The organism is Viridibacterium curvum (assembly GCF_039544165.1).
In the GTDB taxonomy this organism is placed as follows: Bacteria; Pseudomonadota; Gammaproteobacteria; order Burkholderiales; family Rhodocyclaceae; genus Viridibacterium; species Viridibacterium curvum.
Window position 1 is genome coordinate 1,060,028 of the sequence record NZ_BAABLD010000008.1, and the last position, 25,109, is coordinate 1,085,136.

Consider the following 25,109-nt stretch of genomic DNA (forward strand, 5'->3'; position numbering starts at 1 on the left):
TGGGGAAATGACTATGAGTCAAGGATCCGTTGTTCAGTGTATCGGCGCCGTGGTGGACATCCAGTTCCCGCGCGATGCGATGCCAAAGATTTACGAAGCCCTGCAACTGGACGCTTCGGAAGAAAACGCGCTGGTCGAGAAGGGTCTCACCTTCGAAGTCCAGCAACAGCTCGGCGACGGCGTCGTGCGTACCATTGCGATGGGCTCTTCCGACGGCATCCGCCGCGGCATGAAGATCAACGCAACGGGCGCAGGCATTTCGGTGCCGGTCGGTCACGGCACCCTGGGCCGCATCATGGACGTGCTGGGTCGTCCCATCGACGAACTCGGCCCCATCGACAGCAACGAGCGTCGTGAAATCCACCAACCCGCACCGAAGTTCGACGAGCTGTCGCCCTCGGTTGACCTGCTCGAAACCGGCATCAAGGTGATCGACCTCGTGTGTCCGTTCGCCAAGGGCGGCAAGGTCGGCCTGTTCGGCGGCGCCGGCGTGGGCAAGACGGTGAACATGCTTGAGCTCATCAACAACATCGCCAAGCAGCACAGCGGTCTGTCGGTGTTCGCAGGTGTGGGTGAGCGTACCCGTGAAGGTAACGACTTCTACCACGAGATGGCAGAAGCCGGCGTCATCCAGCTCGACAACATGAAAGAGTCGAAGGTGGCGATGGTGTTCGGTCAGATGAACGAGCCTCCGGGCAACCGTCTGCGCGTCGCGCTGACCGGTCTGACCATGGCCGAGAAGTTCCGTGACGAAGGCCGCGACATCCTCTTCTTCGTGGACAACATCTACCGCTACACCCTGGCCGGTACCGAAGTGTCCGCACTGCTGGGTCGTATGCCTTCCGCCGTGGGTTACCAACCGACGCTGGCTGAAGAAATGGGCCGTCTGCAAGAGCGCATCACCTCGACCAAGGTTGGCTCGATCACCTCGATCCAGGCCGTGTATGTGCCTGCGGATGACTTGACCGACCCGTCGCCTGCTACGACCTTCCTCCACCTTGACTCGACCGTCGTGCTGTCGCGTGACATCGCTGCACTGGGTATCTACCCCGCAGTGGATCCGCTCGACTCGACGAGCCGTCAGCTGGATCCGCTGGTCGTCGGTGAAGAGCACTACTCGGTGGCGCGCGGCGTGCAGGCAACGCTGCAACGCTACAAGGAACTGCGCGACATCATCGCGATTCTCGGCATGGACGAACTTGCACCGGAAGACAAGCTGATCGTGGCGCGCGCGCGCAAGATCCAGCGCTTCCTGTCGCAGCCCTTCCACGTTGCAGAAGTGTTCACGGGCTCGCCGGGCAAGTACGTGCCGCTCAAGGAAACCATCCGTGGCTTCAAGGGCATCGTGGCCGGTGAATACGACCACCTGCCCGAGCAGGCTTTCTACATGGTCGGCGGTATCGACGAAGCTGTCGAAAAGGCCAAGACCCTGCAGTGATGCGGCAAGGGCGCGGCAGCGATGCTGCGCCCCTTAACGGAGAACCAACATGGCAATGACCGTACACGTCGATGTCGTCAGCGCGGAAGAGTCCCTCTTCTCCGGGCTGGCCGAGATCGTGTCGCTGCCGGGCGAGTCGGGCGAACTGGGCATTCTGCCCGGCCACACCCCGTTGCTGACCCGCATCAAGCCGGGCACCGTGCGCATCAAGATTCCGAACCGTGCTGAAGAAGAAGTGATCTTCGTCGCGGGCGGTTTGCTGGAAGTGCAACCGGGCCTGGTGACCGTGCTGGCTGACACCGCCATCCGCGGCAAGGATCTGGACGAAGCCAAGGCGCTTGACGCCAAACGCCGCGCCGAAGAGATGCTCGCCAATCGTGGTGGTGCAGTGGATATCGCCAAGGCGCAAGCCGAACTGGCAGCATCTGTGGCGCAGATCGCAGCGATCGAAAAGCTACGATCGATCAAGCATTGAGTCCTTGCTGTTCGCGCTGCAAGTGACACGCAGAAGGCACCTCCGGGTGCCTTTTGTTTTTTGCGAGAGCCCATGCTTGGGATTTGCCAATACACCTCATATACATTTTGTTATGAACGGCAACCGAGCGCACAAGATGGGAGCGTCCTGAACAAGGGCTGGAGCGGCTCGCAGCGCAGCGGCGCTGCTGCGCCCCGGATTGGGGCGCGGCGGAGCCGGGAACTGCCCCGATTTGCCGCTGAAATCATGGTACGCAGGTTGCTGGGTTGTGAGCACGTCAATCTGTGCCACAGGAGGCAAAGCATGGTTTCATCAGTCAGGGCTGCGTTACGGACAATCTGCGCGCTGGCCATCTGCACGCTTGCGCATGGCGTCAGCGCACAGGAGCTCACCAAGATCAAGTTCACGTTGGACTGGCGCTTTGAAGGGCCGTCTGCGCCCTTCCTGCTTGCCAAGGCCAAGGGTTACTTTGCGGCCGAAGGCCTCGACGTCACCATCGACGCTGGCGCCGGGTCGGCCGGAGCTGTGGCGCGTGTCGCTACGGGCGCCTATGAAATGGGCTTCGCCGACTTCAATGCGTTGGCCGAGTACGACGCCAAGACGCCGGGTTCGAAAGTGCAGGGCGTGTACATGGTGTACAACTTCACGCCGGCCGCAGTGGTGTTCCTTAAGAAGGCAGGCGTAACCAAGCCGGCGGACGTGGCGGGCAAGACCTTGGCCGCACCGGTCTTCGATGCGGGTCGCAAGGCATTCCCGGCCTTTGCCAAGTCGAACAAGATCGACCCGAACAGTGTGAAGTGGCAGTCGGTCGACCCGGCGCTGCGCGAGACCATGCTGGCGCGTGGCGATGTGGATGGCATCACGGGCTTCTCGTTCACCAGCATCCTCAACATGGAAGCTCGAGGCGTGAAGGAGTCCGACCTCACGGTGCTGCTCTACAACGACTTCGGCGTTGAACTGTATGGCAACGCCATCATCGTCGCGCCCAAGTTCGCGGCCGAGAAGCCCAAGCTCGTCGAGGGCTTCCTGCGCGCGTTCAACAAAGCGCTCAAGGAGACCATTGCCAACCCGGATGCGGCCGCCGAGTTTGTGAAGAAGCAGGACGCCCTGGTCGATCTGCCGCTGGAAACGCGTCGCCTCAAGATGGCGCTCAGCAGCGTTGTTGTTACGCCAGAAGCCAAGTCTGTTGGTCTCGGTGGCGTAACGGCCGACCGTATGGCGCGCTCGCTGAAAGAAACAGCTGAGGCTTACGCTTTGCCTGCCGTACCGGACGCCAAGCTGCTGTTCACCGAAGCCTTCCTGCCGCCCAAGGCGGATCGCATGATCAAGTAAGCATCTCGCGAACGGGCCCGCCATGACGGGCCCGTCGCGCTTGCCGAAAACCCCAGAGAGCCACATGAGTTTCGTACGATTCGAGCAGGTCAGCCTCAGCTACACCGAAGGTGGCGCCCGCGCCATCGAAGACGTGTCGCTGGACATCCGCGAGGGTGAGTTCGTCGCCGTCGTCGGCCCTTCGGGGTGCGGCAAGTCCACGATGATGAAGCTGGTATCGGGGCTCAAGCCGCCTTCCGCTGGCTACGTCTACGTCAATGGCCGCGAAGTAGGTGGGCCGCTATCCATCGTCGGCATGGCCTTTCAGGCGGCCAACCTGCTGCCCTGGCGCACGACCTTGCAGAACGTCATGTTGCCCATGGAAATCGTCGAGCCCTACCGCTCGACCTTGCGCAGCAAGCGGATGGAATATGAGGAGATGGCGCGCGCCGCGCTCAAGCGCGTTGGCCTGGCCGGGTTCGAGGACAAGTTTCCTTGGGAGCTGTCGGGCGGGATGCAGCAACGCGCATCGATCTGTCGCGCACTGATTCACAAGCCACGCCTGCTGATGCTCGATGAACCCTTCGGCGCGCTCGACGCTTTCACCCGCGAAGAGCTGTGGTGCATGCTGCGCGATCTCTGGCAGCAACAGCCTTTCACCGTGGTGCTCGTGACTCACGACCTGCGCGAAGCTGTTTTTCTCGCTGACACCGTGTATGTCATGAGCAAGCGCCCGGGCCGCATCCTGGTGCGTCGCGAGATTGATCTGCCGCGTCCGCGCGATCTCGAAGTCACCTACACCGATGCCTTTGCCTCGCACGTGCACGTGTTGCGCGAAGCCATCGGCCGCGTCCGCGAATCCTGAGAGGCCCGGCATGCATTTGTCCCGTCGCACCATCATGAAACTGGCCCCATGGATGGTGGCCGCATTCTTCGTCGTCGTCTGGCAAGTCATCTGCGTCGGCTTCGACGTACCGTCCTTCCTGTTTCCCGCGCCCAGCGAGGTTTACAAGGTCGGCATGTCGCTCGCGCAACCCATCTTGCAGCACGCCACGCAGACTTTCCTCACCACCATGGCCGGCTTCGCCATCGCAGTCGTCGTCGGTCTCGTGCTCGGTGCGGCCCTTGGATCATCTGCCGTCGTGTATCGGGCGCTTTATCCCCTGCTGGTGGCTTTCAACAGCATTCCCAAAGTGGCCTTCGTGCCCGTATTGGTGCTGTGGTTCGGCATCGGCACCGTGCCGGCGATCCTCACCGCCTTCCTGATCTCGTTCTTCCCGGTCATGGTGAACGTGGCCACCGGCCTTGCCACGCTGGAACCGGAACTGGAAGACGTGCTGCGCTCGCTGGGCGCGTCGCGGCTCGACATTCTCATGAAGGTCGGCTTCCCACGCTCCATGCCCTTCTTCTTCGCTTCGCTCAAAGTCGCCATCACGCTGGCCTTCGTTGGCTCCGTCGTCTCGGAAACTGTCGCGTCGAATGAAGGCATTGGTTACCTCATGATGAGCGCCAGTTCGTCGAGCAATATGCCACTGGTGTTCGCGGGCCTCATCGTCATAGGCGCCATGGGCGTCGTGACCTACGAGTTGTTCGCCTGGATCGAGCGCCGTGTGACGGGCTGGGCCATTCGCGGGCAGAACGCGCCGGGCTGAAGAAGGTGCGCACAGCAAAGCAAAAGGCCCGGTCAGAAGACCGGGCCTTTTTTGTTCTGGTGGGGGCACAAGGACTTGAACCTTGGACCTACGGATTAAGAGTCCGCTGCTCTACCAACTGAGCTATACCCCCAAAATTTTTCACCCCATTTGCCCGATGGTGGGTCGGGCGAGACTCGAACTCGCGACCAACGGATTAAAAGTCCGCTGCTCTACCGACTGAGCTACCGACCCCCGGAGGCTTTGTCCGCCGCGCCGCTCAAACGCGCAAGCGATGATCGAACAGAAGGCGGGAATCTGACTGCGGTGAAGGGCGGCATATTAGACAAGCCACAGCATAGCGTCAACTCATTTTTCGCCGCTGCGCTGCGCGCTGTTGCTTGAGCCTGAGAGTTCGGGTGCAAGATCATCCCACCAGCGCTTGTCGTTGAGCGGTGGTGCCAGGGAGGAGAGCTGCGAATTCGCGAGGCGGAAGATCTTGCGGCCGGCAAGCGGTACGTCGGCCAGCACGAGGCGTTTGTAGGCCAGGTAGCGGCGCTCGAATTCGCCGCTGGCAACCAATCGCTTCAACCCGTCGGTAATGCGCTCGGCCATGGCCTGGCCTTCCGGCGTGCGCGGTACGAAGAAGTAACGTGGCAGCGGATATTGCACGACGAAGTTCTTTTCGATGCTGATTCCCGGCACGAGGTCGCGGTGCGTCTGCCATTCCGAGGCGATCTCGTTGACGCCGCGCGAGAACAGGTCGAAGCGGCGCGCGCCCAGCATCTGGAACAGGCCCTCGTAGTTCTCGCCGATGACGACCTTGAAGTCGTTGCCACCGAGGATCTTCACGTCAGTCCATGTCGAGGCTTGGCCAATGCTGAACTGGCGCAGGTCGTCCAGCGTCCTGACCTTGTCGAGTTGCGCCTGCGTAGGCGGCATGATCAGGAACAGGCGATACCCAAGCAGGCCCTTGTCGAGTGGCAGGGGCACCGGCAGCATGCGCGACTCGAGATCGAGGTTGGTCGCGCGCGCCACGATGTTGACGCGGCCTGCTCCGCTCTCCACTTCTGAAACCGCGCGCGGAAAGGTCATGGCGACCGGGTAGGCTGCCAGTTGAAAATCGCCGTACTTGTCACGATTGGATTTGAGCGCTGCTTCGAGCAGCTCCCAGTAGTAGGTGTGGCGCTGGTCCGTGGCGGATTCGGGCGGCGGATAGACGAAACGCATGCCGCTGCCCGACTGCGCGACAACCGTGGCTGGCAGGCACAACAAGAAAACGGCCAAGCGATACCACTTGCCCATACTGCTCCCTCTCTGTCCCTTCGATTGCCTCCCGCACCACATGCCGGCCGTGACACGGATTGATGTCCGAGCCTGCATCCTAGCCTCGCTTTGATGGCGCCGCATGCCGCATTGCACCCAAGTCCGCATAAAGATGTGGATATCGCTGGCTTGCCTGTAAAATCCGGCCCTTTGACGTCACGCCGTCATCCCACGCTGTTTTCAGTCTGCCCTGCGGGCCAGAGACCCCAATATGAGCGCAAAACCCACCTTCCAGGACATCATCCAGAAGCTCCAGGCCTACTGGGGTGAACAGGGCTGTGCCCTGCTGCAACCGTACGATATGGAAGTCGGCGCAGGCACCAGTCATACCGCGACCTTTCTGCGCGCACTGGGCCCTGAGCCCTGGAAGGCGGCCTACGTGCAGCCCTCGCGTCGCCCCAAGGATGGTCGCTACGGCGAAAACCCCAACCGCCTGCAGCACTACTATCAGTACCAGGTCGTGCTCAAGCCCGCACCCGCCAACATCCTTGAGCTCTACCTTGGTTCGCTTGAGGCGCTGGGCTTCGACCTCAAGAAAAACGATGTGCGCTTCGTCGAAGACGACTGGGAAAACCCCACGCTAGGTGCCTGGGGGCTGGGTTGGGAGGTCTGGCTCAACGGCATGGAGGTCACGCAGTTCACCTACTTCCAGCAAGTCGGTGGCATCAACTGCAAGCCGATCACGGGCGAGATCACCTACGGTCTCGAACGCCTCGCCATGTACCTGCAAGGCGTCGAGCGCGTGTACGACCTCGTGTGGACCGATGGCCTGAGCTATGGCGACGTGTACCTGCAGAACGAAGTCGAGCAATCGACCTACAACTTCGAACACAGCGATGCCGACTTCCTTTTCACGGCCTTCAATGCGCACGAAAAGCAGGCCAAGAACCTCATGACGCATCAGCTCGCCCTGCCAGCCTATGAGCAGGTGCTCAAGGCCGCGCATAGCTTCAACCTGCTCGATGCACGTGGCGCGATTTCGGTCACCGAGCGTGCCGCCTACATCGGGCGCATCCGCGACCTTGCACGCAGTGTCGCGCAGAGCTACGTCGATAGCCGCGCGCGTCTGGGCTTCCCGATGGCGCCGAAGGCCCATGCAGAAGAAGTGCTGGCGGACATCGCCAAGCGCGCAGAAAAAGAAACGAAGGCAGCCTGAACATGAGCCACAAGAATCTTCTCGTCGAACTTTTTGTCGAAGAACTGCCGCCCAAAGCCCTCAAGCGTCTGGGCGATGCGTTTGCCTCCGTGCTGGCCGACAGCTTGCGCTCGCAGGGTCTCGCTACGGCGCACGCCAGCGTCAAGTCCTTCGCCTCGCCGCGTCGCCTGGCGGTGCAGATCGCAGACGTCGTCGTACAAGCAGCCGACCAGTCGGTGCAACAGAAGCTCATGCCGGTAGCAGTCGGTCTCGACGCCGATGGTCAGCCCACGATGGCGCTGCTCAAGAAGCTTGCCGCCTTGGGCGCTGACGCGAGCGCCGTACCCGGCCTCAAGCGGCAGTCAGACGGCAAGGCCGAGGTGCTGATGCTCGACTCCGTCATCAAGGGCGTGAGCCTTGCCGCAGGCCTGCAGAAGGCGATTGACGAGGCGCTTGCCAAGCTGCCCATTCCCAAGGTCATGGCCTACCAGCTCGCCGATGGCTGGCGCACCGTTAACTTCGTGCGTCCCGCTCACAAGCTCGTCGCGTTGCATGGTGCCGATGTCGTACCTGTTGCCGTGCTGGGCATGACTGCGGGGCGCGAGACGCATGGTCATCGCTTCGAAGCCAGGGTCGATCCCGTTGTCATCCGCGACGCCGACAGCTACTCAGCGCAACTCGCTGAAGAAGGTGCCGTGATCGCGAGCTTTGCCGATCGCCGCGCCGAGATCGTGCGCCAGCTCACAGAGGCTGCCGCAAAAGCGGGCCTCAAGCCCATCGAAGACGAAGCCCTGCTGGATGAAGTCACGGCACTCGTTGAACGCCCCAACGTACTCATTGGCCAGTTCGAAAGCGAGTTTCTCGAAGTGCCGCAGGAATGCCTCATCCTCACGATGAAGGCCAACCAGAAGTACTTCCCCTTGCTTGACGCCGCCGGCAAGCTGACCAACAAGTTTCTCGTCGTGTCGAACATCCGCCCCGATGATGCAAGCGCCATCGTGCAGGGCAATGAGCGCGTCGTGCGTCCGCGTCTCGCCGATGCGAAGTTCTTCTTCGACCAGGACCGCAAGAAGTCGCTGACGGATCGTGTCGGCGGCCTCGCCAAAGTCGTTTACCACAACAAGCTCGGCACGCAGGGTGAGCGTGTTGAGCGCGTGCGCGCGATTGCCAGGGCCATCGCGACGAAGCTCGGCGTGGACGCAGGGCAGGTTGATACCGCCGCGCAGCTGGCGAAGGCTGACCTGCTCACCGACATGGTCGGCGAGTTCCCCGAACTGCAGGGCATCATGGGCGGTTACTACGCCAAGCATGACAAGCTCGGTGACACGGTGGCTGACGCGATTGAAGACCATTACAAGCCACGTTTTGCGGGTGATGCGCTGCCACGCAACGATGTGGGTGTCGTAGTTGCGCTCGCCGACAAGCTCGAAACCCTGGTGGGCCTGTTCGGCATCGGCCAGATACCAACCGGAGACAAGGATCCTTTCGCGCTGCGCCGTCATGCGCTGGGTGTGATCCGCATGCTCATCGAACGCGATCTTGCACTCCGGCTTGATGAGTTACTACAGGAGGCGGCAGCACCGTTTGGGGCGTTAATTTCCGATGCTTCAGCTGCACTCGCCGGTTTCATCTTCGAGCGCCTTGCCAGCAGCCTGCGCGAGCAGGGTTTCTCGGCACAGGAAGTCGACGCCGTATTGTCCTACCGCCCACAGTACCTTCGGCACGTCGCGAAGAGCGTTGTCGCCGTGCGAGCGTTTGCTGCCCTGCCGGAGGCCCCGGCACTGGCAGCAGCGAACAAGCGCGTCGGCAACATCCTCAAGAAAGCCGAAGGTGAAGTGAATGGCAAGGTGAACTCCGCGCTGTTTAACGTGGCCGCAGAGCAGGCATTGTTTGAAGCACTGAATACGATTGGACAGAAGGCCGATGCAGCTTACGAGGCGGGCGATTACACCGCCTCGCTTCAGGCACTCGCTGCGCTACGTGCCCCGGTCGATGCCTTCTTTGACGGGGTGATGGTGAATGCGGAAGACCCGGCGTTGCGTAACAACCGTCTGGCGTTGTTGTCACAGCTTTACGCGGCGATGAATCGCGTGGCCGATCTGGCGAAGCTGTCCGCATGAGGCGCGTCGTTGCTGGCGTGCTGAGCTTGCTGGCCATCGCATTGGCAAGCTGTGCCGTGAGCCCCGAGCGCAAAGCGCTAGACACGCGTCTTGTTCAGCGCGTGTCCAAGGCGTTTGCAGATGAAGCTCCCGACATGCTTTGCGAGCAGCGCAACTGGCAGGTCTGTTCGTCACGCACCAGGGCTCAGTGCGTGAGTGACCTTCAGCCGTTCCGCAATGACTGCATGGCGCAGGCTAATCTCATGGCAGGGACGCTCGACAATGCAGAAGCCGGCAAGAAGCATTCGCAAGTGTATTTTCAATGCCTGGCGGAGCGTCACATGGATGCCGCGCCTGGCGGGCGTGCCGAATTCGAGCGCTGCGTACAGAGCAATCCGTTCGATACGAAGCTGATTACCGAGCGGACGCGTGCGGTGACGAAGCCTTACGTCGAAGAGCATCGCAAGGAAGTAGAAGCTTTGCGCAAGAAGAAGTCCGCCAACCCCTGAGCGCTGCCATGAAAATCGCCACCTGGAATGTGAACTCCCTCAAGGTGCGCTTGCCGCATCTGCTCGACTGGCTGGCGACAACGCAAACGGATGTGGTGTGTCTGCAGGAGTTGAAGTGCGAGGACAAGGCTTTCCCGCTCGCTGACATCGAGGCCGCAGGTTATCGCGCGGTGTTCAACGGGCAGAAGACCTACAACGGTGTGGCTATCCTGACCCGTGCGGAGACCTGTGGCGAGCCGCTGGATGTGGTGCGCAACATTCCGGATTTCGAGGACGAGCAGCGCCGCATCATCGCCGCGACGGTGAAGGGCGTGCGCGTGGTGTGTGGCTATTTTCCGAACGGGCAGGCCGTGGGCTCGGAGAAGTTCGAGTACAAGATGCGCTGGCTGGCGGCGCTGACTGACTGGCTGCGCGGCGAACTGGCGACTCACTCGCAGCTGGTGCTGGCGGGGGATTACAACATCGCGCCCGAAGACCGCGATGCGACGCCGGAATGGCAGGACGAGATCCACGTTTCGGTGCCCGAGCGCGAGGCTTTCGGCGCGCTCGTTGCGCTGGGGCTGGCAGACGCATTCCGTCTGTTCGAGCAACCCGAGAAAAGCTACTCGTGGTGGGACTATCGCATGATGGCCTTTCGCCGCAATATCGGCTTGCGCATTGACCATCTTCTGGTGTCGGCAGCATTGCGCGAGCAAGTCAGCGCCTGCGTTGTCGACCAGGCGCCGCGCAAGCTGGAGCGCCCCTCGGACCACGCTCCCGTGGTGCTGACGCTGACCAGCGACCGCTTGGCGGTTTAACGGCGTTTAACCGGGCTTTACAGTCGTCCGTCATAAGCTTTCCCCGTCCACCGCTGTCTGCGGTGTCCCGGGAGAGAACATATGTCGCACCACACTGAAAAACCGGATCACGAATCCACTCATGCCGGCAGCCAGCTGCAGACGGACCTGCTGGCGCTTGCCCGCTCTGTCAGTCGTCGCGATGCGCTGATGCTGCTCGGCGGCGCCGGTGCGGGGCTGGCCATGAACGGCTGCGGGGGCGGCAGCGCGGGTGGTGTCGCCTCCGTCATGTCGACGGCATCTTCGTCGTCGGCGTCATCGACAACTTCTTCGGCGAGCTCGTCGGCGTCGAGCGGCACCTCGAGCACTGCGTCTGCGAGCAGTGGCAGCACAACCTGTTCGCTGATCCCGGAAGAGACGGCAGGACCTTATCCCGGCGACGGCTCGAACAGCAACAGCAGCGGCGTCGTGAATGCCCTGTTGTTGTCCGGCATCGTGCGCAGCGATATCCGCAGCAGCATCGCCGGAGCGTCAGGTGTAGCGGCTGGCGTGCCGCTGACGATCACGCTGGAGCTGGTGACCACGCTCAACAGCTGCAAGCCGCTCGCGGGTTATGCAATCTACCTGTGGCACTGCGACGCGGCGGGTCGCTACTCCCTGTATTCCACCGGTGTGACCAGCGAGAACTACCTGCGCGGTGTGCAGGTGACGGACGCCAGCGGCTTCGTGAGCTTTACGACCATCGTGCCGGGTTGCTATTCGGGGCGCATGCCGCACATGCACTTCGAGGTGTATCCCAGCCTGGCGACGGCGACCGGCTCGTCGAACAAGATCCGCACCTCGCAGATCGCGTTCCCGACTTCGGTGATGAACACTGTTTATGCGCAGAGCGCTTACAGCGGTAGTGCGAGTAACCTCGCGCAGATCAGTTTCGCGACCGACAACATCTTCAGCGATGGCTATTCGACGCAGCTGGCGAGCATGAGTGGCAGCGTGGCAGCGGGTTATACGGCGAGCTTGCAGGTCGGCATCGCCGTTTGAGAGTACAGGTCAGATACGCGCAATCTGGCGTTCTTCATCGACCTGCTCTTCACGGATCTTCCATTCGCCGCCGCGTTTCACGAGCAGCAGACGCTTCTGCGAAGTCCCCAGCAGTTGCTTGCCGACATAGTGCTGCGTGAAGCGCGCTTCGGCAGCCGTGCCAGCGCTGATGATGGACAGGTCGCGCAGCATGATGACGCGCTGCCCCTCTCGCACGCGGCTGACGCGCTGAGCGCGCCAGGCCTCAAGGCTGAGGCCGCGCGGCGGTACAAAGTCGGCGGCGTAGTAGGCAAGGTAGCGCTGCACGTCGCTGCGCTCCCAGGCCAGTGCCCAGCTGCGTACGGTTTCTTCGATCTCGCGGCGCTCCTGTGCAGAAGTCTGCGCGAGTGCCTGTGCGCCGGGGCTGATCAGCGCGGCGCACAGCAGCAGGCCAGCAAGCATGGCGGCCCTCACGGGGGCCTTGATGAATTCCATCTCTCCACTCCTCTCCGGGGTGTCATCCGTATGCGTCGCACCTGATGGCGACCGGCATCGGCTTGCTGTGAGCCTAGGCCCGTACCTCGCGGAGTGGAATGGCTTACGTCACGCTTTGTGGCAGGTGCTCAGGGGATTAGCGGCTTGCGCGTGACATTGCTCACGTCGGCCGCGTCGCCGAGCGACGTGCCTGGCGCGCTGTCGGCGACGCGTTGCAGCCGTCGCGCGTCGTAACGCCGCCAGCCGTTGGGTGTCAGCACGTGCAGTTGCTGCGTGGCGGCGTCAAAGCGCAGGCCTTGCGCTTCACGCAGGGCTTCGTCGTGGATGCGGGCGAGTTCCGACAAGCCATGACGCAGGTTGAGTGACACCAGCAGCGCTTGCTCGGGCTGGATGCGGAAGGCGCGTGCACCGGCCGTGTCGACGACTTCGAGCTGCAGCGAGTTTGCAGAGTGGCGCTGGGATTCGCTGCCCAAGGGGCGCAGCGCGTGGCCGGCCAGCGTGGCGAGCGCCATCAGCAGCATGCCGGCGAGCAGGCTGAGCAGCTTCCAGCCCCGGCGCGACGGTGTGGGGCGGACAGCCGGGGCACTGCGAATGGGAACGGCGGGGCAGACGCCGGGCTGTGCTGCCGGGCGAGCGGCGCGGAAGCCGGGCCAGGCCGCTGCCCGGTTGGCATGGCGCGACCGGCTGGACAGGGCAAGAACTGACAGGGAGGGCATGGCCGTCTCCTTTTTGGGGCTTGTGATGGAGCGGACAATAGCGGACACTTTTGGTGATTGACCGGTACAGATCGACGTGCACAATCAGGCGCTGTACCGGCGGTCTGACCAGTACAGGTCAGCGAAGTCATCACGGAGGCTCCATGAATCTGCAGTTCGCCCTCACCCCTCTCGGTAGCCAGCCCTTGGTGGAGCAGATCGTCTGCGCCGTGCGGTCGCATATCGATGACCGTCTGCTGCGCCCCGGCGCGCGCCTGCCGGCGATCCGCCAGATGGCCGAGCAGCACGGCATCAGCCGTTTCACTGTGGTCGAGGCCTACGACCGGCTTGTCGCCCTGGGCTACCTGCAATCGAAGCGTGGCGCGGGCTTCTTCGTTGCGCCGCGCGAGGCGGCCGCCCCTGCCGCACTGCCCGAGGCGCAGCGCCAGCGTGCCATCGATGTGGCCTGGCTGATGCGCGGGGTGCTGTCAGACACGCCCGGCGTGCTCAAGGCCAGCGCAGGCTGGCTGCCGCCGACCTGGATGGACAGCGAGGGCATGGCGCGCGTGGTGCGCCAGTTGGTGCGCGGCGACGATCATGGCGTGCGCTTCGGCTGCTATGGCGAGCCGAATGGCTACCGCCCGCTGCGCGAGCAGTTGCGCGTGATGCTGGGGGCGCTGGGCGTGGAGGTGCATCCCGACCAGATCGTGCTGACCTTCGGTGCTACCCAGGCGCTGGACATCGTCGCACGGCATTTCGTGCGCCCCGGCGACACCGTGCTGGTCGATGACCCCGGTTACTTCAACCTGTTCGGCGCGTTGCGTCTGCTCGGAGCGAACCTGATTGGCGTGCCACGCAATGACGACGGGCCGGACACGGCCGCGCTCGATGCACTGGCGGCGCAACACAAACCGCGTCTGTTCATCACCCATTCGGTCCTGCACAACCCGACCGGCTCAAGCCTTAGCCCGGCCGTGGCTTACCGCTTGTTGCAGGTGGCGGAGAAGCACGAGTTCATGGTCGTCGAGGACGATACCTATGGCGACTTCAGTACCACGGCCGCGACACGCCTGGCCGAGCTGGACCAGCTGCAGCGCGTCATCTACATCAGCAGTTTCACCAAGACCCTGTCGGCCAACGCGCGCGTGGGCTACTTTGCGTGTCACCCCGACCTCGCGCGTGAGCTGGCCGACGTGAAACTACTGACTTCGGTGAGCAGCTCGGAGTTCAGTGAGCAGATCATCCATCGCATGCTCACCGAGGGGCACTATCGCAAACACGTCGAGCGCTTGCAGGCACGCCTGGCGCAGAACGCAACGCGTGTGTCACGCATGCTGGAGACGGCAGGCCTGCAGTTTCGTCATCCGGCCGGTGGCGTGTTCATCTGGGCCAGCGTGCCGGGCATGAACGACGCCACGCCGCTGGCCGAGCTGGCCGAACAGGCGAAGATCCTGCTCGCACCGGGCAAGGTGTTCCGGCCGCAGATGCAGCCTTCGCCCTTCGTGCGCATCAATGTCGCTTACGCCAATGATGTGCGCTTCCAGCGCTTCCTTGATTCTGCCCTGAGCAATGCTGCGAAACCTGTTTGAGCCGTGCGCTGGCTTTGCGCGCGCTGCACCTTGTTCTGTGCCGGATTCAGCGCCCGCCCGGAGGGTGGGTGAATGTGAACACGCCCTAGATGCGGCGGGATTGTTCGGGTATACAGGCACGTGGCGTGTTGCTTGCGCTCTACCACCCGTCCTGCGTGAGCCGCCTTGCCTACCACTGCCAGTCTGAAAGCGAACAAGCGCGAAATCATCGCCAGCCACGTCCGGCCAGATAATCGAAAGGCTTTTGTCCAGATCTGCACGACCCTGCTGCCCCTCGCTGTGTTGTGGTGGGGTATCGCGCAGAGCGCCAGCGTCTCGTACTGGTTGACCGCAGGGCTCGTGATTCTGCTGATCCTGTTCATGCTGCGCTCCTTCGTGCTGATGCATGAATGCGGCCATGGCAGCCTGTTTCGCGGTGCGCGGCTTAACCGGGCTGTCGGCTTCGTGTTCGGTGTGGTCACCGGCATGCCGCAGTTCGTGTGGAGCCAGCATCACCAGTACCACCACGCCAACAATGGCAATTGGGAGCGTTACACCGGTCCTCTCGCCATCATCTCGACCGACGAGTTTGCGGCCATGTCGCCCACTCAGCAGCGCCAATATTGTCGTGCGCGGAGTGTCTGGCTGGCACCGCTGGCCGGCTTCATCTATTTGCTGGTGAATCCGCGTCGCAGCTGCCTGCGCGGCATCCTGGCCTTGTTCCGTCATGCACGCAGTCGCCGCATCGAGCAGCCCGACCTGTCCTGGTCGGCTTCGGGCGAAGGCTTCAGCATGCCATGTGGTGCTTCAGCGCAGGAGTTCCGCCACATGCTGGCCAACAACCTCGCCTGGCTGGCGTTGTGGCTGGCGATGGCCTGGCTGGTCGGGCCGGCCCTGTTCCTCGTTTGCGCCGTATTGAGCATCTCGATGGCCGGGGGGATCGGCATCATGCTGTTCACCGTGCAGCACAATTTCGAGCATGCCTACGCCACGGGCGACGAGGGATGGGACTACGATCAGGCTGCACTTGAAGGCACCAGCTTCCTTTTGCTGCCGGGCTGGTTGAACTGGTTTACGGCCAATATCGCTTACCACCACATCCACCACATGTCGGCGCGCATTCCAAACTACTGTCTGGCCGCGTGCCACGGTGAATACGAGGCGTTGTTCGCGGGCGTGCCGCGTATTCGGCTAAGTGATGTGCCGGCGGCGTTGCGCTGCATCCTGTGGGACAAGCAGCAACGACGCATTACCTCCGTTGCGGCCTACCAGCAGCAAAGGGCGGTCGCTGCGTGTTGAGTCACTTCTTCGCTCTCGCTACCCTCCGTTCGGATTAGAGAGCGGCCCCCGTCGGTCGTCTTGTTGTCACTTTTGGCGCGTAGCGTGGTGTCCGGATTGCATCCGATCCACTGACCCCAAGGAGACTCTCATGCGCATGTCGAGCACGCTGTTGCTGACGCTTGCGGTTGCCGTACTGTCGGCATCCCTGGCACACGCTGGTGATGATCATCGCTATGGCGACAATCGCCACGCAGACAAGAAGAACGACCCGTCCATCCAGCTCGGCCCGCGCCCGGCTTACCTCATCGAAGGCATGGAAGAGGGCAAGCTCAAGGAGCGCCTGAAGTCCTGCGAGAACGGCCCGTTCTACCGCAGCGATTTCTCCATCGCCCACCGTGGCGCGCCGCTGCAGTTCCCCGAGCACACCAGGGAGTCGTACGAAGCCGGCGCGAAGATGGGTGCCGGCATTGTCGAGTGCGATGTGAGCTTCACGAGTGATGGCGAGCTGGTCTGTCGTCACTCCGAGTGCGACCTGCACACCACCACCAATATCGTGAACACCCCGCTCAACGCCAAGTGCAGCGTGCCCTGGAGCGGCGCTGGCTCCAGCCCCAAGTGCTGCACCAGCGACATCACCTCGGCCGAGTACAAGACGCTGATGGGCAAGATGGATGCGAGCGTACCGTCGGCGTCGACGCCCGCCGGCTACCTCGGCGGCACGGCGAACTGGCGCACCGACCTCTACACGGGGCGCGGCACGCTGCTGACCCTGCGTGAAAGCATCCGTCTCAACAAGGAGCTGGGTGTGAAGCACACGCCGGAGCTCAAGAGCGGTAACCCGGATCGCATCAAGGCCATCTTCGGCAGCCAGGCCGCTTACGCGCAGAAGATGATCGACATCCTCAAGGACGAGGGCGTGGATCCGCGCGATGTGTGGGCGCAGTCCTTCGATCCTGCCGACATCGCCTACTGGATCAGGAACGAGCCGAAGTTCGGTCGTCAGGCCGTGTATCTGGAGGACTTCGACTTCGCCAAGCCCGCGCGCAAGACGCTGGAGGAACTCAAGCAGCTGCGCCGCGATGGCGTGCGCATCTTCGCGCCACCCATCCCCACCCTGCTTGCGGTGACGGACGCCGGCGAGATCGTGCCCTCGCAGTACGCCAAGGACATCCGCGCTGCGGGTCTCGACATCATCACCTGGTCATTCGAGCGTGCTGACCTGCGCGCCGGTGCGGCCAAGGCCGGCTACTACTACGGCTTTGATCCGACGGGCAAGGCCTTGAAGAAAGACAGCGACATGTACAAGGCGCTGCACGTGCTGGCGCGTGACGTGAAGATCATCGGCCTGTTCTCTGACTGGCCGGCGACGGTGAGCTACTACGCGAGCTGCATGGGTTACTGAGCATCAGGCTCGCTGTAACGAAAAGGGGCCCCGCTGGGCCCCTTTTGTATTCTCGCCTCAGCGCGACTCCTTGATGACTCGCCCCGCTGTGGGTTGCACGGGCCGCGCGTTGTTGGCATAGAAGCGGCGGAACACTTCGATCTGGTCAGGGGACAGGGTCATCGGCTCCTTGAGTACCAGCCACAGCACGCCTTCGGTACAGGGCGGCGTGGTCAGCGAGCCGATGTAGCTGAAGTAGTCGCGGCGCTGTGGCAGCAGGTCAGCGACCTTGATCGTCAGGTCGGGCTCGTACTCCTCCTTCTTCTCCAGCGGCAGGTTGTTCCACAAGGTCTGCACCAGGGGATTGGCTTCGCCGGGTTCGATCAGGATCGCCAGCACGGCGAGCTTGCCTTCGATGTCCTTGTGCACGAGGTGCGCCACCATCGCGAAGCCGCGTCCATTGACGCGCTCTTCGGCGGGCAGGTGGAAGTGGAATTGCTGCAGCTCGTAGGTGCGGTTCATGACCTTGATCGTCGAGCCAACGCCGTAGCGCACCTGGATGGTGTGGCCGTTGTCGACGATGCGGAAGTAGGACGGCTTGTAGTTGAAGGCGATGGCTTCCTGGTCGACGCGGATGCCGTCGCGGATGTCGATGGGTGATTGCCGCTCGCCTTTCTCGCAGGTGGCGAAACCCGGGTCGAGCTTGCCCCAGTTCTCGGGGCCACCGGGGCCTTCGTAGCTCCACTCCAGCGTATGCGGGTCGATGGCTGCTGCGCTGCTGCGCGCAGCACTGCTGGCCGTGGTGGCGGCCGGGCGTGCGGGCGGGGGCACGGCGACGCGCAAGCCGGCTGCGGCGGCTTCGCGTGCATGACTGGCCGGGACGGTTGTAGTCGGGCTGGCCATGCTGGTGGCGGCAGCACTGCCGGTAGAGGAGGCTGACGAGGCCGGACGGCGTGAGGCTGCGCTGCTGCGGGCTGAGGCGGCTGACGCCGGCACGTCGGATTTGGGCGTCGCGTCGCGCTCAGCACGTCCGCCCGACGGGCTTTCGGATGGTGTGTCGTCGCGCGCCAGCTGCAGGTCGGCGCGGCGTACGCGTGCCTGTTCGCGCGGCTGCTCGCGGGCGGATTCGTCCTGGTTGCGGGCCAGCTTGTCGGCGACATCGCGCGCAGCGTCTCGCAGGTTGGCCATGGTTGGCGGCTTGCAGACTTCGCTGAAGAAGCGGTCGTCCACCGTGCCGCGTTGCACGATTACCGGTGCCGTGGCGTCGACGCGGTCTTCGCGCAGGATGCGCTCCTGATCGTCGACATAGACGCGCTTGACGATGATGAAGCTGTGGCTGCGGCAATCGTAGCGGTTGAGGGCGCGCACGCTGCGGTAGCCATAGGCCTTGGCCTGTTCGTCGGACAGCACGATGCGGCCCCAGGCGACCTTGCTGCCGGCCTCCGCCGCGGTGATGCTGGCACGGTCCAGTTCAACGCTGCGGATGCGGTCCTTGGTGACTGTGAGCCAGTCGGCCGCCGGCGCAGCGGGCGACAGGGCGAGCAGTATCAGCAGGGTGGGGGGCAGTTTCATGGGGGTATCCGGCGAGGGCTTCAGATCCTGTTTTCGGCATTTCGCCGTTTTTGCTTGAGTGGATGCGGGGGGGCTGGCGAAAACTGCCGGCTCTGGCCTTGTTCGCCAGCATTGGCGCGGGTCTGGCGGGGCGGCGGGAATTGCCGTCAGCGGCGACGGGCTGCCGTGCGAGCCACCCTGTGGCCTCCGGGAGCGTTGTTGTGAGGGCTGAGGCGAGCATCCGGCTGCATCTGCTTCACAGACATTTACCCGGCTTTACCGTAAGGGGGCTCGAACGGGCGGCGCGCTGGCCGATGACTTGCTGACAGGACTGCGCGGCGGTGCATGGGGTGCTGCCGCTCACTCAGGAGATGCAAAATGAATGTCAGCAGTGTGGGTAGCAGCGGCATGATGCCGCCGCCTCCGCCACGTGGTGGGCAGCGTCCCGACGCGGCAAAGATGGCGGAAGATCTGTTCTCGCAGATCGACACCAAGGGTCAGGGTTATATCGAGAAAGCCGATCTGCAGAGCGCGGTAGACGGCACGGGCGACAGCAGCAGTGTGGATGAGCTGTTCTCGCAGCTCGATGGCGACAGCGACGGCAAGGTCACGCAGAGCGAGATGCAGAGCGCCTTCGAGTCGCTCTCGCAGGCGCTCGATAGCCAGGCCATGGGTATGCGCATGCAGCAGGGGGGCATGCCGCCCCCACCCCCGCCGGGTGATGACAAGGGCTTCAGCAAGGACGAGCTCACCAGCATGGCGAGCGAAGTGTCATCTACGGACAGCAAACGTTCGGAGTTCATGCAGAAGATCGCCGACAACTTCGATGAAGCGGATGCGGACGGTGACGGCAAGGTCACGGCGAAGGAAGCCATGGCCTGGGAACAGAGCCAGCAGGCCAGCAGCGCGACAAGCGCTAGCACGAGCGGCAATGCAAACAGCGAAGTGACGGACACGGCCAGCACGGCTGCCAGCAGCACCGAGTCGCAGGCCCGCATGTTCAGGCAGCTGATGCAGCTGATGCAGGCCTATGGCCAGCCGGAATCCGGCAACAGCAGCACGGCTTCCGCCTTGTCTGTCACGGCCTGAGCCGCGCTCACTCTCTCGGCAGGCCTGCCCGTTCTCCCCGCGGGGGCTGGCAGGCTCGTCCTGCAGGCTCATGCGCGTGTGGCGCTGCCGGCATGGGTGGCGGTACGAGAGCTTCGTCGAGTGCCTTGCGCTGTTCGGCGCTCAGCAAGGCACGCACGCGTACTGCGGTGCCTACGCGTAGTACATCCAGCTCCGCCTGCTGCATGGCGGCCTCGTCCGCCAGCTTGCGCAGGCGGGTGGCATCAAGGGTATCGGCACGGCCAAGCTGCATCATCTCTTGGCGCAGGGCGTGCAGCGCCTTCTCGCGCTGGCGGCGCAGCGGAGCCTGTTCGTGCAGCAGGGTGAAGATACGATCTTCCTGTTCGGCACTGAGCTGTAGACGCATCAGCTCCGGTGGCAGGCCGGGTGACATGCTCTCGGGCATGAACATCGGCGGGGGCGGTAGCATGGCGTGGGCCGGCGCGGGCTTGCCGTGTGGCGGCAGCGGACGCTGTGCGGCCTGGGCGTTTACGCTGCCAAGCAGCAATGCGCCCAGCAGGAAGCTGCAGAGGGGCGTTGCAGCGCGGCCCTTGAGGGTGGTGCTTGTGGTCTGGTGGTTCATGTGCGCTCCTTCGTTCAATGTGGAGCGCAGTGTGCGAGCTGGCGTGGTAAAGGGCGTGCAAGCAGGGTAAAGAGCGGTTACGCCCGGCTTGTAAAGAAGCGTAAATGGCCGTAAAACAGAGCGACTTTTCCAGGCTCCGAAAGCGCGCTCGCTACCATGGCTCCTCCTGTTGCTTCCAGTTCGAGAACCATGTTTCCTCGTGTGCTGTTGATTGATGATGATGCCGATCTCGTTGGCATGCTGAAAGAATATCTTGAAGGCGATGGCTTTGAAGTCGATGTGGCGCCCGATGGCGAGCAGGGCGTGCAGGCCGCACTCACCGGCCGCTACGTTCTGGCGGTGCTCGACGTGATGATGCCGGGCATGAGTGGCATCGAAGCGCTGACACGCATCCGTGCCGGCAGCGCGATGCCCGTACTGATGCTTACCGCACGTGGTGACGACACTGACAAGGTGGTGGGCCTGGAGCTGGGGGCAGACGATTATGTGCCCAAGCCCTGTACGCCGCGCGAACTGTCGGCGCGCATCCGCGCCATCCTGCGGCGCGTCGGTGTCGGTGCGCAACAGCTGTCTAACGGCCCCATCGTGGTCGGCGAGCTCAGCGTGTGGCCCGAGCAGCGCCGCGCGGAGTGGAGCGGGCGTAGCCTGGAGCTCACCAGTACCGAGTTCAACCTGCTCGAAGTACTGGCACGCAACGCCGGGCAGCCGGTGAGCAAGGCCGACCTCTCGCAGAAGGCATTGGGGCGTCCGCTGGCACGTTTTGATCGCAGCATCGACGTGCACATGAGCAGCATCCGCCACAAGATCGGTTTGTTGCCTGATGGGCGCTCGTGCATCCAGACCGTCTACCGCAAGGGCTACCAGCTGATCCGATGAGCGAGCCGTCTCTTCCCTTGCGTCGCTCCACTCTCGGTCTGCTGTTTGTACGACTGTTCCTGATCCTGCTCGCCGCCCAGCTCCTCGCAGTACTTGGCGTGAGCTTTATGTTCAGCTTGCAGAGTCACAAGCGCGAAGACTTCCAGCGTGGCATCTTGTCGTTGCCGGGCATGCCGCCGCCGATGTTCGACAACGATGGTCGGCCCGTGTTTCGCGGCCCGCCACCGGGAGCGCCCGGTCGGCCCCCGCACGATGCGGGCCCGCCGGGTGGCCCATCCGATGAGCCGGGCTTCAGCTTCCTCCCCAGGATCCCCTTCGTCCCGGTGTTGTCTGGTGTTGTGGTGAGCTTTCTCTTCGCCGCCTTGCTGGCCTGGTACATCGCCAAGCCAGTGCGTCGCATGCAGCAGGCGTTTGCAGCCTTGTCGCACGGCGACCTGTCGGTGCGTCTTGGTGAGGGCATGGGACGAGGGCGCGATGAGCTGGCTTTGCTGAGCCGCGACTTCGACAGCATGGCCGCGCAGCTGCAGGCTTTGGTGGATGGTCAGCGGCGGCTGTTTCACGACATCTCGCACGAATTGCGTTCGCCGCTGGCGCGCATTCAGGCGGCCATTGGCCTGGCGCGCCAGCAGCCCGAACGCGCCGAGCAGACGCTGCAGCGCATCGAGCGCGAATCGGTGCGCATGGACAAGCTGATTGCCGAGCTGCTGACATTGGCCCGGCTCGAAGCTGGTGGGCAGACGCTGCAAGGTTCTCCGGTCGTGCTGATCGAGTTGCTGACCGATCTGGTAGAGGACGCGCAGCTGGAGGCTGCGGCGCGATCATGCCGAGTGAGTATGGAGCCTGGCGTGCCGGTGCAGGTGCAGGGCGATGCAGAGCTGTTGCGCAGCGCGATGGAGAACATTGTCCGCAATGCCGTGAAGCATGCACCGCAGGGCAGCGTCGTGCGCATCGATCTGCAGTTCGGTGCCGCGGGCTGGGTCGACGTGACGGTGACCGATCAGGGACGGGGCGTGCCGCCCGAAGCGCTCACCGCGATCTTCAAGCCTTTCTTCCGCAGCGGGGCACAAGGCGGTGATGGTCACGGGCTGGGGCTGGCCATCACGCAGCGCATCATTGCCATGCATGGCGGCAAGGTGTGGGCAGAGAACCTGCGCGAAGGCGGCTTCGCGGTGCATGTGAGCTTGCCGGAACTGCGGATTGCGGCGCCCTGAGCGCAGGGGTTTGGCTCAGGCGGCTTGCTGGCGGTTGAGGCGCAGCCAGGTGGCCTGTAGCACGCGTGCGTCGCTGCTGGCTCGGTGACGGTTGAGCTGCAATTCGCGTTCGACAATGGCACGCGTGGCATTCCACTGATCGGCATCGTGCTCGGTCATCAGGGTGACGAGGTGTTCGAGGCGGAAGCTCGGTACCATTCCGGCCTCGTCGTAGAGCACGGACATCCAGGTGTAGTCGTGTGACCAGGCATCCGAATACACCGTCAAGCCGCGCAGCGCCTGATTCAGCGCGGTAGCCACATCGACGATGGGTTTGCCGTGCAGCAGCAGGGTGTCACGGGTGATGCCATGCACGCCCTCCGCTCGGCTGTCCCAATGCGTCCATCGCTCGACGGGGCGGATCAGCATGCATTCGCTGCGCCCATCAGGCAGCACGAAGCCCACCTCGATCGGGTAGCTGCCTTTGCCGAAACCGGAGGCTTCGATGTCGATGATGGCGGGGGGGCTCATTGACCGATTCTACGGCGCAACGCGTTGCAGCATTGAGGGCTTTCTCCATATGAGCCCCATATGAGCTTTATCCCCGCTGTGGATTGAGAGGGTTTTCCGCTACGATGGCCGCCCGATTTGTCCGAAGTGCGGTGCAGCAATGGCCCAGTTGATACTCAAAGACGGCAAGGAGCGCTCCGTCATGCGCCGTCATCCGTGGATATTCGCGGGCTCGGTCGATCGCCTCGAAGGGCGTGCGCGTCGCGGCGATACCGTCGAAGTGCTCACTGCAGGTGGCGGTTGGCTGGGAAGGGCGGCGTATTCGCCAGACTCGTCGATCCGTGCGCGCATGTGGAATTTCGACCCCGCCGAGAGCATTGACCACGGATTCTTCAAACGCCGCGTCGCGGCCAGCGTCGCCCGTCGCAAGGCGCATCCCCTGCTCGCCGGGCAGGATGGCGTGCGCCTGATCCACGGTGAATCGGATGGCCTGCCGGGCGTCATTGCTGACCGCTTCGGTGACGTCGTTGTCGTGCAGCTCACCAGTGCCGGTGCAGACAAGTGGCGTGACGCCATCGTTGGGGCACTGGCGCTCGCCACAGGCTGCAAGGCCGTCTACGAGCGCTCGGACTCCGACGTGCGCGGCATGGAAGGCCTTGAGCCGCAGACCGGTCTTGCCCACGGCGCGCTGCCCGCAGGCCCGCTCACCATCGATGAGAACGGCATACGCATGGAAGTCGATTACGTCGGCGGCCACAAGACCGGTTTTTACCTCGACCAGCGCGACAATCGTCTGCTCACGCGCACCCTCGCGGCCGGTCGCAGCGTGCTCAACTGCTTCTGCTACACCGGTGGCTTTTCGCTGCAGGCGCTGGCTGGCGGCGCAGCCAGCACCCTGTCGATTGATTCGTCCGGGCCGGCGCTCGATACCGCGCGCCGCAATCTCGCGCTCAATCCGCAACTCGACGCGAGTCGCGCGGAATGGATGCAGGCTGACGTGTTCGACGCGCTGCGCGAGCTGCGTACGGCTGGCCGCAAGTTCGACCTCATCATCCTCGACCCGCCCAAGTTCGCACCCTCGGCCGCACATGCCCAGCGTGCGTCGCGCGCCTACAAGGACATCAACCTGCAAGGCCTGCGCCTGCTCAACCCGGGTGGCTTGCTGATGACCTATTCGTGCAGCGGCGGCATTGGCGGCGAATTGTTCCAGAGCATCGTTGCTGGTGCGGCGAGCGATGCGGGTGTCGATGCACGCATCATCCACCGCCTCAGCGCTGCGGCCGATCACCCGATTGGTCTGGCTGTACCTGAGGGGGAGTACCTCAAGGGTCTGGCCTGTCAGATCGGTTGATCACCAACTTGCCGCGAGCATCAGGCTGGCGGTCCAGCGGTGCGTTTCGGGTTGGGCGATGCTGCCGTTGAGCACGCCATTGCGGTACCAGGGGACGTCGGCGCTGCGCGCGATGTCGAAATACTCGAAGCCCGGTTGCAACGCGAACGAGACCTTGCCGGCCCGTGTAACGGGCAGCAGGGCTTCGAAGCGGTAACCGCGCAGTCGGCCGCCTTCAAAGCTGTTGTAGTCGATGTATCCGGCCGACTCGACGCTCTGCCGGCTGCTGAAGCTGCGCAGCCACAATGCGGATACCTGCCATGGCCCACGCTTCCCATCGTGACGCCAGCCCAGACCAGCCGCCAACCAGCGGAAGCGGTATCGCTCGGTCAGTCCGCGCACACTGCCCACCCCCTGGATGTCGCGGTAGCGATCTTCCTGCTCGACGCCCAGCAAGGCCTCCAGTTCTGCGTAGCTGCGTAGTGCCGCGATGAAGCCTGTACGTGTCTCGCGATAGCGCGTTTCGGAGCTGACAGAGGTGCCGGCAGAAGTCTTGCCGTCGTAATGCAATTCGCCACGGGCGTGGCGCAGCGCGAACTGCACGCGCAGGCGTTCGGCGGTCAATTCAAGCGCGGCATTGATCAGGGGCAGGCGGCCGTGTTCGGTCAGCAGGTGGTTGTCCTGCGTACCGAACTCCTGCACGTTTTCGCGTTGCAGACCGAGGCTGATGTGGCCCCCAAAGTCCACGTCGGCGTGACAGGCAAGTGGCAATAATCCGAGCAGGGAGGCAATGAATGGAATGCGCATGGGATTCTTCCGTCA

At 63.4% G+C, this 25,109-nt stretch carries 24 protein-coding genes and 2 tRNA genes; 17 read left to right on the forward strand and 9 right to left on the reverse strand.

Annotated elements, in window-relative coordinates:
- The first annotated feature begins 13 nt into the window (after nt 1-13).
- From atpD to ABEA02_RS12740, 5 genes are all read left to right on the forward strand, one after another.
- Nucleotides 14-1,438, forward strand: coding sequence for a F0F1 ATP synthase subunit beta (atpD, locus tag ABEA02_RS12720; protein WP_345533355.1), 1,425 nt, complete (start codon nt 14-16; stop codon nt 1,436-1,438).
- A 49-nt stretch (nt 1,439-1,487) separates the two neighbouring features.
- Entirely contained in the window at nt 1,488-1,913 is a 426-nt protein-coding gene (locus ABEA02_RS12725; protein WP_345533356.1) for a F0F1 ATP synthase subunit epsilon, read from the forward strand.
- A 303-nt stretch (nt 1,914-2,216) separates the two neighbouring features.
- The gene (locus ABEA02_RS12730; RefSeq protein ID WP_345533357.1) at nt 2,217-3,245 is read left to right on the forward strand and encodes an ABC transporter substrate-binding protein; all 1,029 of its coding nucleotides are present in this window, start codon (nt 2,217-2,219) and stop codon (nt 3,243-3,245) included.
- A 64-nt stretch (nt 3,246-3,309) separates the two neighbouring features.
- Nucleotides 3,310-4,089, forward strand: a complete 780-nt coding sequence (locus ABEA02_RS12735) for an ABC transporter ATP-binding protein (RefSeq protein ID WP_345533359.1) — start codon at nt 3,310-3,312, stop codon at nt 4,087-4,089.
- A 10-nt stretch (nt 4,090-4,099) separates the two neighbouring features.
- Nucleotides 4,100-4,876 carry an ABC transporter permease gene (locus ABEA02_RS12740; protein WP_345533360.1) on the forward strand — a complete coding sequence of 259 codons (777 nt, stop codon included), beginning with the start codon at nt 4,100-4,102 and terminating at the stop codon, nt 4,874-4,876.
- A 57-nt stretch (nt 4,877-4,933) separates the two neighbouring features.
- Here ABEA02_RS12740 and ABEA02_RS12745 read toward each other — a convergent pair.
- The 3 genes from ABEA02_RS12745 to ABEA02_RS12755 form a co-directional block, all read right to left on the reverse strand.
- A tRNA-Lys gene (locus tag ABEA02_RS12745) sits at nt 4,934-5,009 on the reverse strand.
- 25 nt (nt 5,010-5,034) lie between these two features.
- Nucleotides 5,035-5,110 (reverse strand) — tRNA-Lys (locus tag ABEA02_RS12750).
- Between the two features lie 114 nt (nt 5,111-5,224).
- Nucleotides 5,225-6,142 carry a hypothetical protein gene (locus tag ABEA02_RS12755; protein WP_345533361.1) on the reverse strand — a complete coding sequence of 306 codons (918 nt, stop codon included), beginning with the start codon at nt 6,140-6,142 and terminating at the stop codon, nt 5,225-5,227.
- A 250-nt stretch (nt 6,143-6,392) separates the two neighbouring features.
- Between ABEA02_RS12755 and glyQ the strand changes: the two genes are divergently transcribed.
- The 5 genes from glyQ to ABEA02_RS12780 all read left to right on the forward strand — a co-directional run bounded on the left by glyQ (nt 6,393) and on the right by ABEA02_RS12780 (nt 11,741).
- Nucleotides 6,393-7,337 (forward strand): glycine--tRNA ligase subunit alpha, encoded by a 945-nt coding sequence (gene glyQ / locus ABEA02_RS12760; protein WP_345533362.1) that lies wholly within the window; start codon nt 6,393-6,395, stop codon nt 7,335-7,337.
- 2 nt (nt 7,338-7,339) lie between these two features.
- Nucleotides 7,340-9,436 (forward strand): glycine--tRNA ligase subunit beta, encoded by a 2,097-nt coding sequence (gene glyS, locus ABEA02_RS12765; protein ID WP_345533363.1) that lies wholly within the window; start codon nt 7,340-7,342, stop codon nt 9,434-9,436.
- Nucleotides 9,433-9,924 carry a hypothetical protein gene (locus ABEA02_RS12770; RefSeq protein ID WP_345533364.1) on the forward strand — a complete coding sequence of 164 codons (492 nt, stop codon included), beginning with the start codon at nt 9,433-9,435 and terminating at the stop codon, nt 9,922-9,924. The genes glyS and ABEA02_RS12770 overlap by 4 nt, the downstream gene beginning before the upstream one ends.
- Before the next feature lie 8 nt (nt 9,925-9,932).
- Nucleotides 9,933-10,721 carry an exodeoxyribonuclease III gene (gene xth, locus ABEA02_RS12775; RefSeq protein WP_345533365.1) on the forward strand — a complete coding sequence of 263 codons (789 nt, stop codon included), beginning with the start codon at nt 9,933-9,935 and terminating at the stop codon, nt 10,719-10,721.
- 81 nt (nt 10,722-10,802) lie between these two features.
- Nucleotides 10,803-11,741, forward strand: coding sequence for a dioxygenase family protein (locus ABEA02_RS12780; RefSeq protein ID WP_345533366.1), 939 nt, complete (start codon nt 10,803-10,805; stop codon nt 11,739-11,741).
- A gap of 9 nt (nt 11,742-11,750) precedes the next feature.
- Here the strand turns inward: ABEA02_RS12780 and ABEA02_RS12785 are convergent, their stop codons facing one another.
- Together ABEA02_RS12785 and ABEA02_RS12790 are read right to left on the reverse strand one after the other, a co-directional pair.
- The gene (locus tag ABEA02_RS12785; protein WP_345533367.1) at nt 11,751-12,215 is read right to left on the reverse strand and encodes a YybH family protein; all 465 of its coding nucleotides are present in this window, start codon (nt 12,213-12,215) and stop codon (nt 11,751-11,753) included.
- Between the two features lie 128 nt (nt 12,216-12,343).
- Nucleotides 12,344-12,931: a hypothetical protein gene (locus ABEA02_RS12790; RefSeq protein ID WP_345533368.1), complete on the reverse strand. Its 588-nt coding sequence runs from the start codon at nt 12,929-12,931 to the stop codon at nt 12,344-12,346.
- Nucleotides 12,932-13,074: 143 nt separating this feature from the next.
- On the opposite strand from ABEA02_RS12790, the gene ABEA02_RS12795 reads away from it, so the two are divergent.
- The 3 genes from ABEA02_RS12795 (at nt 13,075) to ABEA02_RS12805 (ending at nt 17,161) form a co-directional block, all read left to right on the forward strand.
- On the forward strand, nt 13,075-14,499 hold the full coding sequence (locus tag ABEA02_RS12795) for an aminotransferase-like domain-containing protein (RefSeq protein ID WP_345533369.1): 1,425 nt from the start codon (nt 13,075-13,077) through the stop codon (nt 14,497-14,499).
- Between the two features lie 165 nt (nt 14,500-14,664).
- Nucleotides 14,665-15,777, forward strand: coding sequence for a fatty acid desaturase (locus tag ABEA02_RS12800; protein WP_345533370.1), 1,113 nt, complete (start codon nt 14,665-14,667; stop codon nt 15,775-15,777).
- A gap of 130 nt (nt 15,778-15,907) precedes the next feature.
- A complete protein-coding gene (locus ABEA02_RS12805; protein ID WP_345533371.1) occupies nt 15,908-17,161 on the forward strand; it encodes a glycerophosphodiester phosphodiesterase family protein in 1,254 nt (417 codons plus the stop codon).
- 57 nt (nt 17,162-17,218) lie between these two features.
- Here ABEA02_RS12805 and ABEA02_RS12810 read toward each other — a convergent pair whose 3' ends face one another.
- Nucleotides 17,219-18,712, reverse strand: coding sequence for a carbonic anhydrase (locus ABEA02_RS12810; RefSeq protein WP_345533372.1), 1,494 nt, complete (start codon nt 18,710-18,712; stop codon nt 17,219-17,221).
- Nucleotides 18,713-19,069: 357 nt separating this feature from the next.
- On the opposite strand from ABEA02_RS12810, the gene ABEA02_RS12815 reads away from it, so the two are divergent.
- Entirely contained in the window at nt 19,070-19,780 is a 711-nt protein-coding gene (locus tag ABEA02_RS12815) for an EF-hand domain-containing protein (protein WP_345533373.1), read from the forward strand.
- 7 nt (nt 19,781-19,787) lie between these two features.
- Here ABEA02_RS12815 and ABEA02_RS12820 read toward each other — a convergent pair whose 3' ends face one another.
- Nucleotides 19,788-20,381, reverse strand: coding sequence for a Spy/CpxP family protein refolding chaperone (locus tag ABEA02_RS12820; RefSeq protein ID WP_345533374.1), 594 nt, complete (start codon nt 20,379-20,381; stop codon nt 19,788-19,790).
- A 189-nt stretch (nt 20,382-20,570) separates the two neighbouring features.
- Here ABEA02_RS12820 and ABEA02_RS12825 point away from each other — a divergent pair, with 189 nt between their 5' ends.
- Both ABEA02_RS12825 and ABEA02_RS12830 read left to right on the forward strand, forming a co-directional pair.
- The gene (locus ABEA02_RS12825; RefSeq protein ID WP_345533375.1) at nt 20,571-21,257 is read left to right on the forward strand and encodes a response regulator transcription factor; all 687 of its coding nucleotides are present in this window, start codon (nt 20,571-20,573) and stop codon (nt 21,255-21,257) included.
- Nucleotides 21,254-22,468 (forward strand): sensor histidine kinase, encoded by a 1,215-nt coding sequence (locus ABEA02_RS12830; RefSeq protein ID WP_345533376.1) that lies wholly within the window; start codon nt 21,254-21,256, stop codon nt 22,466-22,468. Before ABEA02_RS12825 ends, ABEA02_RS12830 begins: the two co-directional genes overlap by 4 nt.
- A 15-nt stretch (nt 22,469-22,483) precedes the next feature.
- Here the strand turns inward: ABEA02_RS12830 and ABEA02_RS12835 are convergent, their stop codons facing one another.
- On the reverse strand, nt 22,484-22,978 hold the full coding sequence (locus tag ABEA02_RS12835) for a 3'-5' exonuclease (RefSeq protein ID WP_345533377.1): 495 nt from the start codon (nt 22,976-22,978) through the stop codon (nt 22,484-22,486).
- Nucleotides 22,979-23,117: 139 nt separating this feature from the next.
- Here ABEA02_RS12835 and ABEA02_RS12840 point away from each other — a divergent pair, with 139 nt between their 5' ends.
- Nucleotides 23,118-24,308, forward strand: coding sequence for a class I SAM-dependent rRNA methyltransferase (locus tag ABEA02_RS12840; protein ID WP_345533378.1), 1,191 nt, complete (start codon nt 23,118-23,120; stop codon nt 24,306-24,308).
- On the opposite strand, the gene ABEA02_RS12845 is transcribed toward ABEA02_RS12840, so the two are convergent.
- Complete coding sequence (locus ABEA02_RS12845; protein ID WP_345533379.1) at nt 24,309-25,094, reverse strand: hypothetical protein; 786 nt, start codon at nt 25,092-25,094, stop codon at nt 24,309-24,311. It abuts the gene before it with no gap.
- Nucleotides 25,095-25,109: the final 15 nt, after the last annotated feature.